The sequence below is a fragment of the Methylobacterium phyllostachyos genome (assembly GCF_900103445.1).
GTDB classification, from domain to species: domain Bacteria; phylum Pseudomonadota; class Alphaproteobacteria; order Rhizobiales; family Beijerinckiaceae; genus Methylobacterium; species Methylobacterium phyllostachyos.
Window position 1 is genome coordinate 1 of record NZ_FNHS01000027.1, and the last position, 14,297, is coordinate 14,297.

Annotated in this window: 23 protein-coding genes and 1 pseudogene; 10 read left to right on the forward strand and 14 right to left on the reverse strand. The window is 62.8% G+C overall.

Annotation, left to right across the window (positions count from 1 at the left end; genetic code table 11):
• Nucleotides 1-330 (forward strand): annotated as a pseudogene (locus BLQ49_RS27185) (IS701 family transposase); the annotation flags it as partial.
• 81 nt (nt 331-411) lie between these two features.
• Complete coding sequence (locus BLQ49_RS27190) at nt 412-672, forward strand: hypothetical protein (protein WP_143012350.1); 261 nt, start codon at nt 412-414, stop codon at nt 670-672.
• 4 nt (nt 673-676) lie between these two features.
• Here the strand turns inward: BLQ49_RS27190 and BLQ49_RS29340 are convergent, their stop codons facing one another.
• From BLQ49_RS29340 to BLQ49_RS27205, 4 genes are all read right to left on the reverse strand, one after another.
• Nucleotides 677-1,015: a hypothetical protein gene (locus BLQ49_RS29340; protein ID WP_143012351.1), complete on the reverse strand. Its 339-nt coding sequence runs from the start codon at nt 1,013-1,015 to the stop codon at nt 677-679.
• 43 nt (nt 1,016-1,058) lie between these two features.
• Nucleotides 1,059-1,475, reverse strand: a complete 417-nt coding sequence (locus BLQ49_RS27195; protein ID WP_091722362.1) for a hypothetical protein — start codon at nt 1,473-1,475, stop codon at nt 1,059-1,061.
• An 81-nt stretch (nt 1,476-1,556) separates the two neighbouring features.
• Nucleotides 1,557-2,189 carry a hypothetical protein gene (locus tag BLQ49_RS27200; RefSeq protein WP_091722365.1) on the reverse strand — a complete coding sequence of 211 codons (633 nt, stop codon included), beginning with the start codon at nt 2,187-2,189 and terminating at the stop codon, nt 1,557-1,559.
• Nucleotides 2,189-2,524: a hypothetical protein gene (locus BLQ49_RS27205; RefSeq protein WP_091722367.1), complete on the reverse strand. Its 336-nt coding sequence runs from the start codon at nt 2,522-2,524 to the stop codon at nt 2,189-2,191. The genes BLQ49_RS27200 and BLQ49_RS27205 overlap by 1 nt, the downstream gene beginning before the upstream one ends.
• Before the next feature lie 133 nt (nt 2,525-2,657).
• Here BLQ49_RS27205 and BLQ49_RS27210 point away from each other — a divergent pair, with 133 nt between their 5' ends.
• Nucleotides 2,658-2,873 (forward strand): hypothetical protein, encoded by a 216-nt coding sequence (locus BLQ49_RS27210; RefSeq protein WP_091722370.1) that lies wholly within the window; start codon nt 2,658-2,660, stop codon nt 2,871-2,873.
• 13 nt (nt 2,874-2,886) lie between these two features.
• On the opposite strand, the gene BLQ49_RS27215 is transcribed toward BLQ49_RS27210, so the two are convergent.
• The 4 genes from BLQ49_RS27215 to BLQ49_RS27230 form a co-directional block, all read right to left on the reverse strand.
• The gene (locus tag BLQ49_RS27215; protein WP_167627801.1) at nt 2,887-3,327 is read right to left on the reverse strand and encodes a hypothetical protein; all 441 of its coding nucleotides are present in this window, start codon (nt 3,325-3,327) and stop codon (nt 2,887-2,889) included.
• Between the two features lie 174 nt (nt 3,328-3,501).
• A complete protein-coding gene (locus BLQ49_RS27220) occupies nt 3,502-3,930 on the reverse strand; it encodes a hypothetical protein (RefSeq protein WP_091722374.1) in 429 nt (142 codons plus the stop codon).
• Between the two features lie 109 nt (nt 3,931-4,039).
• On the reverse strand, nt 4,040-4,630 hold the full coding sequence (locus tag BLQ49_RS27225) for a PIN domain-containing protein (protein ID WP_091722376.1): 591 nt from the start codon (nt 4,628-4,630) through the stop codon (nt 4,040-4,042).
• 3 nt (nt 4,631-4,633) lie between these two features.
• On the reverse strand, nt 4,634-5,089 hold the full coding sequence (locus tag BLQ49_RS27230) for a helix-turn-helix domain-containing protein (RefSeq protein WP_091722380.1): 456 nt from the start codon (nt 5,087-5,089) through the stop codon (nt 4,634-4,636).
• Nucleotides 5,090-5,625: 536 nt separating this feature from the next.
• Here BLQ49_RS27230 and BLQ49_RS27235 point away from each other — a divergent pair.
• Nucleotides 5,626-6,096 carry a cupin domain-containing protein gene (locus tag BLQ49_RS27235; RefSeq protein WP_091722383.1) on the forward strand — a complete coding sequence of 157 codons (471 nt, stop codon included), beginning with the start codon at nt 5,626-5,628 and terminating at the stop codon, nt 6,094-6,096.
• 49 nt (nt 6,097-6,145) lie between these two features.
• Here BLQ49_RS27235 and BLQ49_RS27240 read toward each other — a convergent pair whose 3' ends face one another.
• Both BLQ49_RS27240 and BLQ49_RS29925 read right to left on the reverse strand, forming a co-directional pair.
• Nucleotides 6,146-6,427 carry a hypothetical protein gene (locus BLQ49_RS27240; protein WP_091722386.1) on the reverse strand — a complete coding sequence of 94 codons (282 nt, stop codon included), beginning with the start codon at nt 6,425-6,427 and terminating at the stop codon, nt 6,146-6,148.
• Between the two features lie 43 nt (nt 6,428-6,470).
• Entirely contained in the window at nt 6,471-6,644 is a 174-nt protein-coding gene (locus BLQ49_RS29925) for a hypothetical protein (protein ID WP_167627802.1), read from the reverse strand.
• A gap of 64 nt (nt 6,645-6,708) precedes the next feature.
• Between BLQ49_RS29925 and BLQ49_RS27250 the strand changes: the two genes are divergently transcribed.
• The 4 genes from BLQ49_RS27250 (at nt 6,709) to BLQ49_RS27265 (ending at nt 10,248) form a co-directional block, all read left to right on the forward strand.
• Nucleotides 6,709-7,134 (forward strand): hypothetical protein, encoded by a 426-nt coding sequence (locus BLQ49_RS27250; RefSeq protein WP_091722391.1) that lies wholly within the window; start codon nt 6,709-6,711, stop codon nt 7,132-7,134.
• A 185-nt stretch (nt 7,135-7,319) separates the two neighbouring features.
• Nucleotides 7,320-7,679, forward strand: a complete 360-nt coding sequence (locus BLQ49_RS27255; protein ID WP_244507776.1) for a cupredoxin domain-containing protein — start codon at nt 7,320-7,322, stop codon at nt 7,677-7,679.
• A gap of 80 nt (nt 7,680-7,759) precedes the next feature.
• Entirely contained in the window at nt 7,760-9,733 is a 1,974-nt protein-coding gene (locus BLQ49_RS27260; RefSeq protein WP_483127865.1) for a methyl-accepting chemotaxis protein, read from the forward strand.
• Nucleotides 9,734-10,020: 287 nt separating this feature from the next.
• Nucleotides 10,021-10,248, forward strand: a complete 228-nt coding sequence (locus BLQ49_RS27265; RefSeq protein ID WP_091722396.1) for a hypothetical protein — start codon at nt 10,021-10,023, stop codon at nt 10,246-10,248.
• Between the two features lie 325 nt (nt 10,249-10,573).
• Here BLQ49_RS27265 and BLQ49_RS27270 read toward each other — a convergent pair whose 3' ends face one another.
• Genes BLQ49_RS27270 through BLQ49_RS30060 form a run of 3 tightly spaced genes read right to left on the reverse strand, consistent with a single transcriptional unit; the run spans nt 10,574 to nt 12,123 of the window.
• The gene (locus BLQ49_RS27270; protein WP_091722399.1) at nt 10,574-11,071 is read right to left on the reverse strand and encodes a GAF domain-containing protein; all 498 of its coding nucleotides are present in this window, start codon (nt 11,069-11,071) and stop codon (nt 10,574-10,576) included.
• A 24-nt stretch (nt 11,072-11,095) separates the two neighbouring features.
• Nucleotides 11,096-11,305 (reverse strand): hypothetical protein, encoded by a 210-nt coding sequence (locus BLQ49_RS27275; protein WP_244005775.1) that lies wholly within the window; start codon nt 11,303-11,305, stop codon nt 11,096-11,098.
• Between the two features lie 50 nt (nt 11,306-11,355).
• The gene (locus BLQ49_RS30060; protein ID WP_208859124.1) at nt 11,356-12,123 is read right to left on the reverse strand and encodes a hypothetical protein; all 768 of its coding nucleotides are present in this window, start codon (nt 12,121-12,123) and stop codon (nt 11,356-11,358) included.
• Nucleotides 12,124-12,363: 240 nt separating this feature from the next.
• Here BLQ49_RS30060 and BLQ49_RS27285 point away from each other — a divergent pair, with 240 nt between their 5' ends.
• Nucleotides 12,364-12,696: a hypothetical protein gene (locus BLQ49_RS27285; RefSeq protein WP_244507777.1), complete on the forward strand. Its 333-nt coding sequence runs from the start codon at nt 12,364-12,366 to the stop codon at nt 12,694-12,696.
• Nucleotides 12,697-13,303: 607 nt separating this feature from the next.
• Nucleotides 13,304-13,630, forward strand: coding sequence for an HU family DNA-binding protein (locus tag BLQ49_RS27290; protein WP_091722404.1), 327 nt, complete (start codon nt 13,304-13,306; stop codon nt 13,628-13,630).
• Nucleotides 13,631-13,678: 48 nt separating this feature from the next.
• On the opposite strand, the gene BLQ49_RS27295 is transcribed toward BLQ49_RS27290, so the two are convergent.
• Nucleotides 13,679-14,227 (reverse strand): hypothetical protein, encoded by a 549-nt coding sequence (locus tag BLQ49_RS27295; protein WP_091722406.1) that lies wholly within the window; start codon nt 14,225-14,227, stop codon nt 13,679-13,681.
• Nucleotides 14,228-14,297 lie beyond the last annotated feature (70 nt).

Here is a 14,297-nt window from a genome sequence, read left to right on the forward strand (position 1 = left end):
GCCGGCACAATCAAGGCGCGCTGGGTGTGCGAGCAGGGCCACCAGCAGTTGAAGGAGGAACTGGGCCTCGACCACTTCGAGGGCCGCTCCTGGACCGGCCTGCACCGGCACGCGCTGATGACGTGCATCGCCTGCGCCTACCTGCAGCACCTGCGCCTGGCTGGGCCCGACCGGACGGATGGGGAAAAAAAAGGTGGCCGGCCTACCGGGACCGCCACCGTCTCCGACCCTGCCCGCCGTGCGGCAGGCCATCATCGGCCGCCTGTTCGTCGGTCTCATCCCACCGGTGCGATGCCCGCACTGTCGCCGCCGCTTCCGGCTACCGTCTGACCTCAAAGTGCCCAGGTAGTGCTAGAGGATCGGAAGCGTGCAGTCGCGGAGCGGGCCGACGCGCCGGCTGCAAAGCCCACCGTGCCCACTCCGAACATGACCCCGGGCGGGTTCGACGTGAACAGGATCGATCCGCAAGCAGCTATGAAGCCTGCCGCCCCGATGGGGGCGAGTTCAATGAACAGCACAGCCAACGACAACCGCAGCGTCAGCCAGACCTTCCACTCGACCACGAACATTCACGGCGTACATGACACGCGTGAGGCTGGGCGCATGATGGAAGGCACGTTCGGTCGGATGCACGGACTGGCGTTGGAGAACGCGCAGAGCGCAATCGCCTGATTAATTACTCGCCGTAGTACATAAGTCGGCGAAGGTTGGCGGCAGGAACGCAACGTCTGATCTTCCGGAGATCGGATTTGGCGGCCCTGTCGCTTGCGTAGGGACCGGCGCCGACGAGGACGGTCCCAGGCGCAATACCGTCGAATTGCTCGGCCGGGTAGCTATCCACCTTGATGCCGCAACGTGCTGCAAAGCGTACCGGATCGTTGACGATAATTTCGCGACTTGTCCGTGCATCACCTTCGAGCGGATGCGCTACCAGCCAAAGGCCCTCGACGCCGCCGACGCGAGCCGATGCCGGAGCGACGACAAGCACGAAAGACAGGGCGAGGGCGTAGCGCATCCCGGCAAGATAGACCGGCGTGTGGCGGCTGACGAGATCCGGTTCAACTCCGATAGTCGGAACGAGGCATAGGGGACGGCAGGGATTGCCCGCTCGGGCCTGGACGGGCGGTCTGCTGATCAAGGATCGCGGCGACATAGACCAGGGCCTTGCCCTTGTCTTTGAAGCGCATCCTCTCTCCGCTGACCGAGGTCTCGTAGATGACACTGTTCGAGAACGCCGGCTTATACGCGCGTATGTGAGATCCGTACTTCTGTCGGATGATCTCGTTACGCATTTCCATTTCCAAGTTTGTCGAATTGTAGTTTCGCGCATCGCTCATCAGCAGTAGGAAACATCCGGCCACCAAGGGACTAAGGATGAGAGCGAACAGCGCCCAACCTATTGCTGATCGCCCCTTCGAGTTGGCGGCATAACCGACCATCACGACGAAAAAGACATAAATCAGCAGGATTGGCATGGATTGGACCCTCGGTTGCCCCGAAGCTGCGCAATAAGATCCGAACGGTCAAGGTGTCCGTCTACCGTAGGTAGGGATCAGTTACTCTGCATTCTCGCGGAAGCACCGCGCCATCGCTGCGATCACAGAGGTATCGGTAGAGGCGGAGACGAACCGGCATTCGTCGAGGGCGTGCTTCGTGGGGCGCGCCTTCACGCCAGCCTTGAGGCACGCCAGCCAGGTTCGGTTCTCGGCTTCCGCCGCAGCCTCGAATTTCTGCTCCGACAGCAGGTTCTGGCAGATCCCGGAGATCCGTTGCGTGGTGGGATCGGCGTTGAGGCTACGAAGCTCCTCACCCGCCCGCCCTTCCTCCTCGATGCACGCTCCTTTCGGTGCGACGACGTTGTCACACTGGCTTCGCCACGCCGCCCAGCCAGCCTCGACCGCGAACCCCGATAGACCATTGAGCGCACGGAAGATGCTCGGGTCTTCTGAAAGCCTCGTGAGGCATTTCGCGACCTCTTGGCTTCGAGCAAGATCGACCATGGCATCGACGTCGGCCTCGTCCGGTTCTGAGTCCTGCTCCTTCCTGAGCGCGTCCGCGACAGACATCCTGAGGCTATCGCCATATACTGGATCAGATCGACACAGCTTCAGTGCGTCTCCGACGGGCTGTGCCGTAGCCGGGCCGGTCATGACGACAAGCAGGAGGGCAACGGCGTAGCGCATCGTCATCAGCCCATCATGGCCTTGCCCAGGCGCTTCTTCGCGCCGTTGAGCGCCTTCTTGGCGCGCTCGACCTCGTGTTCGGCGGCTGCGATCTCCTCAATTGCCGTGAGGATCGGTGAGCCCTCAGCCATGGTGCGGAGATCCGCGACGGCGGCCTCGTCCACGTCGATCGCGGAGGACACGTCGCCGACGAGTAGGGCCATCCGGTGCTTGCAGCTCGAACCGACTTGGCCGGCTGGGCAGGTGCACGAGAACCGCATGCCCTTCCCAGTTCGGTAGGCCTCCAGCGTGTAAACCTCATCGCTAGAGCTCGATCGGACCGAGAACAGCAGGTTCGACATGCGGCGCACCTTGTCGAGGCAGATCGCACACGGATCTCAACTGTCGCGTGCATCTGATGAGGATGGCTGTAGACGGCCCGGCTGTCGAGGTGCCCAGGCTGTCCCTCGCGGCGGCGCTGGGCTAGAGCCAGCCATGGACCCCACCATCGCCAAAGCCCTCGCCCTGATCGAGGATCATCACGTCGATCATGGCATCCCAACGGTGCTGGAGATGCGCGACATCCGGGCGAAGATGGAAGCCGAAGCAACTGGGCACGCGACGGCCGCGGAGATGGCGCACGACACGCTCATAAGCATGGGATACCGAGTCGAGATGGTCGATGGTGTGATCTACCGGCTGGAGCAGTAGCGGACGCAGGAGCTTAGCTGCCGGCCTCGTGGCTGGCGGTCGCCTCGACCAGGCCGCCCGTCCAAGCCATGCCGTGATCTGCTCCACGCCAGGGTTGCCCTCGAGCCTCGCGACGTGCCTCGAAGATGAGGCCGTACCGTTCACCCTCGCCCTCATCGTCCGAGCCCGCCGGTACGATCCCAGTCACACAGCCGCCGAACCCGGAAGGCTTGGCTTTGGCTTCGTGCAAGTAGATCCAGCCGCCGATGAGCGCCTGGGCGTCGGCTTCCGAGATTTTCCACCAGCCCGAGCGGTACGTCTGGCCTTCAAGGCGGACCATGTTTTTGTACTGACCGCTTTCATGACGGCAGAGCAGGTGAATAGCTTTTGCCACGTGGCCGCTCCTTACCTTCGCGGCTACAGCCGGCGCATGTCCGACAAGCTCGACGTTCTCCTCGAACGCCTGAAAACGCACGAGCGCATGCTCATCCTGGCAATGGCAGAGCACGATGGGTTGCCGGCCGGGAACGCACTGTGACAGGTCGCCGAGCTTGAGAACGTTATCGCCGCGGTTGAAGCAGTGGCGGGTGAAGAGACTAAAAGCGTGCGCAAGGCATCACTGAAGGCATGATACCTTTGCTGTTATCATTCAGCCGTGTTTCTGAACGATATGCTGAATATAGCTGGACAGAGAGCCCGTTAGTTCATCCACCTCGCCCGTATTCCAATTACCTCGCTCCTTCTCGCGGCGAGCTATCTTTATAAATTCTGTATCCTCAAACCAAACGCCCTTACCCTGAAAAGTCAGCGGCAACTCTTTAACGACATGTGCGTTCTTGAAGATGCTGAGCAGACCATGCGCCATTTGGTTGCTGTCGGCGTTAAGCCATGAGAACCGAGCATTCCAATCACCGTGACGCTGCAGGATGGTGTCGAATTTCCTGATCGCATCGAATAGCTGAGCGAAATGCTCTTCTTCTCGCTGGATGATTTCTTGATCGTTTGGCGGCTCCGACATTTTCGTGGCGGGCTGCGCCAAGCCGGCTTCGAGGCGGGAGAACGGATCGTCCTGTGTCATCTTCGCTCTCCAGTCTCTGAGCCTACGAGCGGGCTGCGGCCGGGCTATACAGCAGGCGTAGGGCCATCACACCGCACGCGTGGATGGGGTGAGATGGTTCAGTGCGCCTTTATAGCGAAGCCTCATAGGATCGCAGCACACCTACGGTCTCCACCAAGCCAACTGCCTCCATGTCGCGCAGCAGCACCGCAGGCGTCTTCTCAGGCTTGCGCATCCGCTCACGCATTCGCCGGATCGCGGCAACAGCCCGGCCGGGATCTAGCTCTATCGTATCAGCCAGGAACGCGTCGGAAGAGCGCGCTTCTAGGTCGAACGGTTCCAGAACCGTAGCCGGAAAGTGCCGCATGTTCTCGGTCACGATGGTCTGAGCCCGGGTCTTAAGGGCTGCCGCCAGTACGTGGGCATCCCCTTGATCCGGCAGGCCGCTGCAGACGCACAAGAACGTGTCGAAGTCCTCAACCATCGCCTCTTCAAAGGCTTTTTCCATTCCCTGCCGCGCACGGGTCGCCCGCTCGCTCGCATCAGGGGTGCCTTTGTGCGTGAGGATGCGCCCGATCGCCCGCTCCGTTTCGTCGAGGATCGGGGCGGACCAACGCACTCGGTAGAACGCTGCGTCGGCCAGCGTCAGAAGCAGGTTCCGGTTCAGCGCACCCACTAACGAACAGGCATCAACGAGCGCGGTGAACCGATTGGCGAACACGGCTCAGAGGCTTTCCGCGTCCAAGGCGGCAAGTTCGGACAGCGCCTCGTCCCGTGCCACTGCTCGTTGCTCACGGTAAGCGAACAGATCCTCGGCCCTGATGCGCCTATGACGGCCAACCATCGTGTGCTTGATCTCCTCCCGATCCAAAAGCTTGATGAGGAAGGGGCGTGACACGTTGAGGATGTCGGCCGCCTGCTGCGTGGTGAGCATCTGGCTGACCGGCACGAGGGTGACGGCATCGCCGCTGCCAATGTGGCGTAGCACCTTCAACAGCAGGTCCGACAACGCTGGTGTAAGGGTGATCTCCGCAGGCTTTCGATCCTCGCCTAAGACGCGCAGCTTCGCATCTCCAGCTGCCTGAGCGGCGATGATCTCACGAAGCTGATTAGCGGCTGCCCGCTCATCCGCCGATGGCAAGCGGCTGCCGAGGCCTTCGGCCAAGGCTGGCATAGTCATGGTGGTCGCTCCGATGGCTGCGAACGCTAACTGCTATTCGAAATAAACGCAACAAACGCAATCGCCGTCGGTATAATCCACAGCTAAGCGCTCGGCTGCGCTATCGATGGCCTTCCGTCGGGCCGACGTCAGCCTCTCTGCGCACGACGTCGGTCCGAATTAGGCGCACAGTGCAAGGCACAAGCCCTGATCGAAAAGGCGGGAAGAGAAGGCTGCCCGAGCGTTCCTGTCAGCCGCTGATAGGGAGTAACGGGGGAGTACCGGGGTCAGGGGTCAGCCGCTGATCGAGAACGGCGTTACCTCTACCCTCGGGGCGGCCTAGAAGACCCGTTCTGAAGCCTCCTGCGGGCGTTCGGCATATCGGGCTGCACGGGCGTGGGAAATCCTTTGATCAGTGGTGCACTGCTCAAGCAGCTGGTCTGCCTTCCGCGGGTTTGATCCTACGGAGCGGAGCCCCAGCTTCCTTCCCGGACGAGCGACGGCAGACGGTCGTATGCCGCTCGCCGCTCGCCCAAAAACAAGCCGGAGGAACCCGAATGGCAGCGCATAGCTTCGACCAGAGCAACATCACGTGGCGCACGCTCGATTGGCTCGATCACATCGCCTTCTTTGTCTACAAAGTCGATGAAGAGAACCGCATCGTCGATGTCCTCTTCAAGTTCGCCGCCAACCAGCGGGTGATGTTGCACCGGCACCATTGCCCCTACGTCACCCTGGTGATGCAGGGTGAGCTACGGTTCTACCGCCCGAACGGCGAGTTGAAAGAAATCCGCCCGACCGGGAGCTTCGTCTCCGGCCCTGCTCATGGCGAACCTCACGAGGAGGGCGGCGGAGATCAGGACGCGATCGTCTTCTTCAGCAACCGCAACATCGACGACGCGCTCTATGAGTTCCTCGACAAGGACGGGAACGCGACCCAGGTGCTCGGGATCGCCGATTTCAAGGCGCAGCTTGAGGCACAGATCGCGGATGGGTCATCTGCGAAGGTCGCCGGCCGACCTGCCTGATTGGAAGTGGTCCCGCAGTTCCGTGGCTGCGGGACCAATCTGGAGAAAATTACATCCGCGAACGACGCATGTGATGACGCCGATGGCGCTTCATGTGCCGCATGCCCATCATGCCCCGCTGCCCGCCCATGCGCTTCTCTGACGGGCTCTTCACGCTGCCAGGATTGTTCATGTTGCTCTGAGCGCTGCCACTCCCGCTGCCGGCCGGCATCTGTGCGAGGGCAGCCCCCGTGACAGCGAGCGTCATCGCGGCAGCGAGGGCAAGGGTCTTCATCATGGCGTTTTCCTCCAGACGGATCAGCTCGATCAGTCGAGAGCCAAACACCACCATCCTGATATTGTTCAGGCTCTAACCTTGAGAATAGTGATGGGCCCTACCGACGTCGCAGCCTCAGAGCCAGGATCAGCGCGCCAGGCCAGAACACGAGGCTGAGCAGGGTGATCGGGATGATGGGACGCCCCTTCCACCAGACGATGATGACGGGCAGGAATAAGCCCGGGATCGCCACCGCGAGGAAGGCCCAGAATTGAAGGTCGGATAGGTCCATCCGCCATTCGTAGCAGCCTTCTGCCGCTACGCTTTCTTCATACCCGATGGCACATTGCGCCACCATGCCGATCCGGCCAGAGCACCGCTACTTCTACCCCATCGACTGGGCGCAGCTCTCGGCCGTGATCCGGTTCGGCCGAGCGAGAGGCTGCTGCGAGGGATGCGGACGACCGCATGGGCGGATGGTCTATCACCTCGGCGACGGCCGCTGGTGGGACGGCGACGCCGGCCGGTGGCGAGATGGCTGGGGCAGGCGGATCCGGATCGCGGTAGAGGCCGATATCCTCAGGCGAGCGCGCCGGACCCGGGTGGTACTGGCCGCGGCCCATCGGGACCACGACACATCGAACAACGCGGACGCCAACCTCGCGGCCTTCTGCCAGCGCTGCCACATGATCCACGATCGGCCGGAGCACCAGCGGAGACGATGGCGCACGCTGTTCCGGCGGAAGGCGGTCGGCGACTTGTTCGGTGGGCCCTACGCCTAACACGTGCGCTCAATGCTGCCTATGGTTTCGAATTTATTGTGCACATGAAGTAAATACCGATTATCACACCAATGGCTCGCGAAGTACAAGCAGATTTAAATGCCTATACCGACTTACGTTAAGTGGTGTGGGCTTTAGTTGCGGTAGATACTGTTTCTGATATAGTTCTCTTTCTGGTTGTAGCCGTGTCGATTTGCAATCTACGCGTTCCGCTTCTCCGCTGCGGTGCCCTTGCGCTCGTCGTGGGGGTGGTTGTGCTGGGCCCGGCCCAAGCCGGTCTCTCTAGCGCCATCCGCATCGTTCTGCAGAAGGGTCGGCACTACGATCCGACCGATCTGTTCCTGCACCGAGGCGATACGGTCACCCTAGTCAACGGTGACGACAACGCGGTCCATCATGCGTTCATTGAGGCCGACCGGTTTGCATTTGACGCTGGCGATCAGGAGCCCGGCAAACAGGCCACGCTGACCCTTAAGGAGCCTGGCGATTTCATTATCCAGTGCGGCATCCACCCGAAGATGAAACTCACCCTCCACGTAGAGTAGCAGCACTGCCGGTGACGCTCGATTAACCAGAGTTTCCTACATGATCTGAGCGCCAATCCGTCGAGATAGGAATTCTACCGGTGCCGTTGTTCGACGCCGATCTCCGTGCCCTAATGACGGCCATCGACAGATCCCGAGCGCGGATCGAGTTCGCCCCTGACGGGACGGTGCTGGCCGCCAACACCCTGTTCCTCAATCTGATGGGCTACACCCTCGCGGAGGTGAAAGGGCAGCATCACACCCTGTTCGTCTCCGCCGCCGAGCGTGACGGCGATGCGTACCGCGCGTTCTGGACGGCTCTGCGTAGTGGGGAGGCACAGACCTGCGAGTTCAAGCGCGTCGCCAAGGGCGGTCGCGCCGTCTGGATCCAGGCGACGTACAATCCCGTGCTCGACCGTGCCGGACGGGTCACGCGGGTCGTCAAGTTCGCCACCGACATCACCGCGCAGGTGTTGCGCAACATCGATCACGATGGACAGCTCGATGCCTTGCATCGCTCGCAGGCGGTGATCGAGTTCGCCCTCGACGGCACCATCCTGACCGCCAACCAGAACTTCCTCGATGCCGTCGGCTACCGCCTCGACGAGGTCCAAGGCCGTCACCACAGCCTGTTCGTGGATGCTGGCGAGCAGGCCGGCACAGCCTATCGGGAGTTCTGGGCGACGCTCGGCCGGGGTGAGTTCGCCTCAGGCGAGTTCCGCCGCATCGCCAAGGGTGGGCGCGAAATTTGGATCCAGGCGACCTACAACCCGATCCGTAATCGGGACGGCGTGCCGGTGAAGGTGGTGAAGTTCGCCACCGACATCACCGCACACAAGCTCCAGACCACCGATGCGGCGGGCCAGCTCGCGGCCGTCAACCGATCGCAGGCCGTGATACAGTTCGCCTCTGACGGCACGGTGCTCGACGCCAACCCGAACTTCCTTCAAGCGGTTGGTTACCGGATCGAGGACATCCGCGGACAGCACCACGCCATGTTCGTCGAGCCCGGCTACGCGCAGACGCCAGAGTATGCCGCCTTTTGGGATCGCCTACGCAACGGCGAGTTCTTCTCCGGCATGTTCCAGCGCTTCGGCAAGGGCGGTCGCTCGGTCTGGATCCAGGCGAGCTACAACCCGATCTTCGACCCCAATGGCCGTCTGACCAAGATCGTGAAGTACGCCACCGACGTCACCGCCAACATGGCGGCGCGGTCCGTAGCGATCGAGGCGGCCGAGAAGACCCTCGACCACGTCCAGGCGGTGACGGACGCCGCCGAGACGATGAACGCGGCGGCCCAGGAGATCTCGCGCAGCATGGCGCAGTCGAAGACCGTCGTCGACGACATCCATGGGCGTGCCGGCGAAGCGAATGCCGCCACAGAACGCCTGCAGGCTGCCGCCAGCGCCATGGGCGGCGTCGGCGCGGTGATCGCGGGTATAGCCCAGCAGATCAATCTACTGGCCCTGAACGCCACGATCGAGGCCGCACGGGCTGGCGCGGCCGGCAAGGGCTTCGCGGTCGTCGCGACAGAGGTAAAGGAGTTGGCGGGTCAAGCCGCTAAGGCGACTCATCAGATCAGCGGTGAGGTCGCCGCAATGCAGGATGTGTCGGGTGAGGTGGCCACGACCCTGGCGACCATCACCGCGGCGATCGACACGATCAGCGGGCACGTCGACGGCGTAAGTGGCTCGATGGACGAGCAGGCGCGCGCGACGGGCGAAATCCTGACCAGCATGCGACAGGCGGCTGGCGGTGTATCAAGTATCAGCACCAGCTTGGATGACTGGACTGTCGGCATGGAGGAACGGCGCAACGAGCGTAGGACGCGCGTGTTGTTGCCGGCCACCATCACCACGTCCGGCAGCGGCTCCATCGCGTGCTCCGTCCGTGACCTATCGGATGGCGGGGCGCGGCTGCATGTGCGCAGGCACGCTCAGGTCCCGGAACGGTTCGACTTGATCCTCGATGGAGACGGACGTCGGTTCAGCTGCGAGGTCCGACATCGCTCCGACGCCAGCGTCAACGTGCAGTTTCTGTCGTCCCTCCAGGGCGGGACGGCGCGCGTGGCGTGATAATGTAGCAAGAGGCCTGTTCGGCGGCCCCTACAAGATTAAAGGCATTGGCCGCCTCCTCACCGCTGTGGCGGCAGAGTAAACGAACGGTTCACCAACTCAGCGCAATTGCTTGGATCGCCTCGATCCTCTCGCGATGTGGCGACGTTCTACCGGCACACCCACCGGAGATACGCAGCCATGCTGATCCTCAATCCGCTGACCGGACAGATGGTCGAGGTGCGTGTTCCCCGGCCGGGGCCAACGACCGCCTGATCAACAACCGCCCTTCACGCGCGACCAGAGCCATGACCCTGTCCGACCTCGACAAGCCCGCCGAACTCACCGTGTGGCCCGGTCATACGCCGGCCCATGTCGCCGATGCTCGCAGCTTCTCGACGCTGCGCGCGGCTCTGGCTGCAGCAGCCGAGGCGATCGATGCGGAGGACGCGAAGCCCTGGATCATCACCGAGAGCGGTGACATTCTCGCGCCGGGCTGGATCCGAGCCAACACCGCCTCGTACCGCCTGCAATAATGGGCCGTGAGCCGGCGCTCGCGGTCTCCAGTCCCGCCGTATGGCGCCGACCCTCACGAGACCGCCTGGCCAAGGCATCACGGGCGAGCTCCGGTGAACTGGACCGGATGCGCCTGTCGTCGCGTGCTTGCCCGCGCCGGGCCGTTTGGTGTCGCGAACACCTCGGGCACGTATGCGGGAAGGATGGACGCTGTGGCAGCTGTGCGGAGCGATGTCGCCGCGTCGGCCTGACAGCAGCTCCCGGCATCAGCGCGACTGCGCCAGTGAGGCCGCACCGAGGCCCGCCGTCTCAAGACGACCTCGGTGCTGCTCTCCGGGCGCTTGGTTAGGCTAGGGCGTTGCCTTGTATACGAGCCAAGGCAGCCCCTGTGGCTTCTGCCAATGCCTCCAGACGATAGACCGTACCCTCGTCCACGCTGACGAAGGAGCACCAGTACGCCCCCAGCGCGGCGACCGGCTCGGGCGATCCGATTGGCACCATCACGAGGCTGCGCATCGAGGTATGACGGTAGGCAGCAGCCGGCAACCGCGGATCGACCTCGATGTCCGGCACGACCGCGGTCTCGTTGTTGAGCATCGCCCAGCCCGAGATACAGGCATCGAGCGGGAAGCGGTTCCCGCGCCACAAGTAGCCAATCGCATCCTCGGCGACGTAGTGGCAGCGGTCGCCCTCTCGCAACACAACGGCAATGCCGTCAGAGCCGGCGATCTGCCGCGCTGTATCGCGCAGGATCGTTACGACCTCATCCAGGGACCGGGCCGCATCGAGCCTACGGTTGACCCGGACGAGCCTTTGATCAGCCTGGAAATGATCCTCTGACATCCGCCTAAGCTACAGGATCAGCGTTCAGGGGTCCACGTCAGGGGCATCTGCGATCCGCAACGACCACGCGACATGTCCGTTCGCGTCAACGAGGTAGAGCGCGTTCGCCTTCAGGTTGGACATGTTCAGTTCGACGGCCTTGGCCAGAACGACGGCATCGGCCGCGTCTTTAGCCGTGATGACCTCTTCGTAGACCGGGGCACTCAGCAACCCATCGGGCGCCCGCAGGGCCACACAAAATCGATAATCCCGCATCGTTCGTCAGACCGTCCGGTTGCATGCACTCACGACATAGCACGAGACCCCCGTAACGGACCCGCAGCAGAATTCTTCCTTGGCACGCCGCGAGCCCGAACCGCTGCCCCTCGGCAGCCTTCTTCCTTCGGTTCTGCGTCCACAACTTGCCCTTGTGGATCTCCCTTATCCGTGGGGTGCATCGTTTTGCACCCTATGCTGCCCAAGAGCGCCGGGGCCGCGGATCGCCCTCCCCGCCGGAGCCATTGCAGCCACTCCCGGCTGATGATCCGCACCACGTTCGGGTCGGACTTCCGCCCTTGGTGACGGCGCTCCTGGATGGTCAACAGGCCGTCGCCCTCGGCAAGGCGGATCGCGGCCTGTGCCAGCCGCCGACAGACGCCCGCCCGCGCGGCGATGGCGTCGATGCACAGCCCGCAGGCGCCGTTGCGGGCCATCTCGTCGCCAACGATCCGAAGGACCGCGAGCTGCCCGGTGGTGAACCTGCTGGCGAGCGCGGGCGGCATCGGACCGGAGCAGGCCAGCCGACGGCGGCGCTCGATCGCCACGGATCGCTCAGGAGCCCGCTGGAGGCGCTTCGGCGGGAACAGCGTCACACGGCCAAGCGGGATGCCCATGGGCACCACGGTCTCGCGCACGGCGCTCCTGCGGGCATGCAGCAGCTCGGCCAGCCCCTGGGCCTCTGAGTCGGTGACGGTCTCGGCGGCGTGAGCCTGCCAGATAGTGCGCGACAGGTCGTCGAGCTGCGCGAGTGTCCGCGCGCCCTCGATCGCCGACCGCATGGTGGCGTGAAACATCGTACCCGGTCCCTCACGGGCCGCGGTTAAGGTCCAGGCAAAGCCTCTCCTGTGCGAGAATTGGCGTTCTCGCTTGACTCCGCGGGGGAGGTCATGGCTTGTGGGGGGTATCGAGTCCGGCCCACAAGGCCCCAGGATTTTCAGCAGGCTCCCGTTTGGCGACGGGGGCCTGTTGGCTTTTCAGGGTCTATCTCGCGGCGATGGTCTCCTGAATGGCGGCCGCGACTCGCCGAGGCGAGCATGGCCGTGACCGCCCATGTCGGCCGGGGCATGCCGTTAAGTCAACGTCAGGGGGTGATCAGCACGCCTATGCCTGCCGGACTACCAACCGTCGCCGACCTGCGCAGGGCCGGTGCCATCACGAGCCTAGAGGTTGTTGCGGCGATCGACGCCTACCTTCGAGATCCAACAGCCGGCTCCTACCACTTCGCTAGCGGCCACAACCTCGACGTCGCGGCACTCGTCAGGGCATCGCCAGCCTTCGTGATGGTGGAGCAGTCCGGCCAGCGCGAAACCACATTTCGGACCGTGCTGGCGGCGGCCATCATGGCGGCGCGTCCGACCCCGCCGTGATCTGCTCACGGGGCGGGAATGCGTCCGATCTCACTAGCATGTGAGCCGAGCCGATACGCGAAGTGGTTCAGTGGCGAATTGCCTATACTTGCTTTGCGAGCCTTATCAGCGCTTAATGCTGGTTGATTGAATAGTTATCTCCTTTCTTCCGTAGAATTAGGTTGGACGATGAAAATAATATCGATCGCGTGTATAGCTTTTGTAGCAATGGTTAGCTCCAGCACGGCACAGGTAAATGAAAAGCGTGAAAAATGCCTACAAGAGGCTGAGGCTAAGGGATTATATTCAAGAAATTCAGGCAAGGGGTCTGCTGCGTCGAATAGGTTCAACATGCCAGAAAGAGGCAAGTTCATGAATGAATGCATGTCGCGACGATGATTGGAGTTCGTAGCAGCTTACAGATCTCACAGCTCGTCAACGGGCAAAAGCGGCAAAGTCGGCCTTGCGCACGAAAAAACCCGCCGCGGGTTAACCGGGCGGGCGAGGTAGGGAGGCGTCCCGAATGGCTTCTGGACGTCGAAGACATTCCTCACGTCGGATGGTTAACGAAACGCTAGCACTCCGCCATACGCTTGCGGTCCAGTGAACACCGCGGCATTCCCGCCGCATGATCCGGTCCGAGCTCGTCGCCCGCATCGCGGAGCAGAACCCCTACCTGTACGCTAGGGACGCGCAAGCGGTGGTCGACGCCATCCTCGATCGCATCGCCACCGCGCTGGCGGACGGCGACCGTGTCGAGCTGCGCGACTTCGGCACCTTCGAGACCCGGGACCGTGAGGCTCGCACCGGCCGCAACCCGCGCACGGGCCAGAGCGTCGCCGTGGCGGCCAAGCGGGATGTCCGGTTCAGGCCGGGGAAGGCCTTGCGGGCGCGGCTCAATCTTGATCGGGTCGATCCTGAGCATGAGGTGGAACGCCTGTCACGAGCCTCATGATCTCGCCCTTGCTCTTGCGCCTCTGGGGCGTCGCTTGCACCCGGGTAATCAGTCGGCGTTCTCAGGCGCCTGCTGCAGGCCGAACCACCCCTTCATCTTCGAAGGTAACAGGCTGGCGCGTCGTCTCTTGGGAACAGCAGAGCCGCGCACCGCATCCAGTCGGCTCGCCGCTTCGTCCAAGCCCAGGGCATCCGCCTGCCGTCCGATTTTGAGTGCGCCTTCCAAGACGGCAAGCCCGTCCTCGAAGTCGAACTGAAATGGCATGGTTGGGAAAAATCGATCGACTTCGAGGCAAGCATCGATGTAGCGCGCTCGCTCCCGTTCAATCTCGGGCGTGTCCGCACAGGCCAATCGGGTCACGAAAGGCATCAGCCGCTGCCGCTGCACATCCGCGGCTTCATCGTTCAACCGCATAGCGAGCTGACAGATCGGACGCGAGAAGCAATCCGGCATCGATCTAACCGACCCGACACGTCGGTACGGGAAACCGCATGCCACGACCGCGGCCTCGTTGATGCAGGTGCCGCCCGTCGGACCAGGGAAATCGTGCGAGCCGCGGAGAAGCTTCCAGTGCAGGATGTGACTGAATTCGCTCATGGTGGCCAACTCCGTAGCCGTCCCCCGCTGAAACTCCTCCTGTATTGCTACACCGTCAACAGTCGGAACG

Bases quoted from the DNA above. Each gene is read 5' to 3' on its own strand.
- BLQ49_RS29340 (WP_143012351.1), bottom strand. From the start codon at position 1,015: ATGCGCTACGCCCTCGCCCTGTCTTTCGTGCTTGTCGTCGCTCCGGCA.
- BLQ49_RS27195 (WP_091722362.1), bottom strand. From the start codon at position 1,475: ATGCCAATCCTGCTGATTTATGTCTTTTTCGTCGTGATGGTCGGTTAT.
- BLQ49_RS27200 (WP_091722365.1), bottom strand. From the start codon at position 2,189: ATGACGATGCGCTACGCCGTTGCCCTCCTGCTTGTCGTCATGACCGGC.
- BLQ49_RS27205 (WP_091722367.1), bottom strand. From the start codon at position 2,524: ATGTCGAACCTGCTGTTCTCGGTCCGATCGAGCTCTAGCGATGAGGTT.
- BLQ49_RS27210 (WP_091722370.1), top strand. From the start codon at position 2,658: ATGGACCCCACCATCGCCAAAGCCCTCGCCCTGATCGAGGATCATCAC.
- BLQ49_RS27220 (WP_091722374.1), bottom strand. From the start codon at position 3,930: ATGACACAGGACGATCCGTTCTCCCGCCTCGAAGCCGGCTTGGCGCAG.
- BLQ49_RS27230 (WP_091722380.1), bottom strand. From the start codon at position 5,089: ATGACTATGCCAGCCTTGGCCGAAGGCCTCGGCAGCCGCTTGCCATCG.
- BLQ49_RS27235 (WP_091722383.1), top strand. From the start codon at position 5,626: ATGGCAGCGCATAGCTTCGACCAGAGCAACATCACGTGGCGCACGCTC.
- BLQ49_RS27240 (WP_091722386.1), bottom strand. From the start codon at position 6,427: ATGGTGGTGTTTGGCTCTCGACTGATCGAGCTGATCCGTCTGGAGGAA.
- BLQ49_RS29925 (WP_167627802.1), bottom strand. From the start codon at position 6,644: ATGGACCTATCCGACCTTCAATTCTGGGCCTTCCTCGCGGTGGCGATC.
- BLQ49_RS27250 (WP_091722391.1), top strand. From the start codon at position 6,709: ATGCCGATCCGGCCAGAGCACCGCTACTTCTACCCCATCGACTGGGCG.
- BLQ49_RS27265 (WP_091722396.1), top strand. From the start codon at position 10,021: ATGACCCTGTCCGACCTCGACAAGCCCGCCGAACTCACCGTGTGGCCC.
- BLQ49_RS27270 (WP_091722399.1), bottom strand. From the start codon at position 11,071: ATGTCAGAGGATCATTTCCAGGCTGATCAAAGGCTCGTCCGGGTCAAC.
- BLQ49_RS30060 (WP_208859124.1), bottom strand. From the start codon at position 12,123: ATGTTTCACGCCACCATGCGGTCGGCGATCGAGGGCGCGCGGACACTC.
- BLQ49_RS27285 (WP_244507777.1), top strand. From the start codon at position 12,364: ATGGCCGTGACCGCCCATGTCGGCCGGGGCATGCCGTTAAGTCAACGT.
- BLQ49_RS27290 (WP_091722404.1), top strand. From the start codon at position 13,304: ATGATCCGGTCCGAGCTCGTCGCCCGCATCGCGGAGCAGAACCCCTAC.
- BLQ49_RS27295 (WP_091722406.1), bottom strand. From the start codon at position 14,227: ATGAGCGAATTCAGTCACATCCTGCACTGGAAGCTTCTCCGCGGCTCG.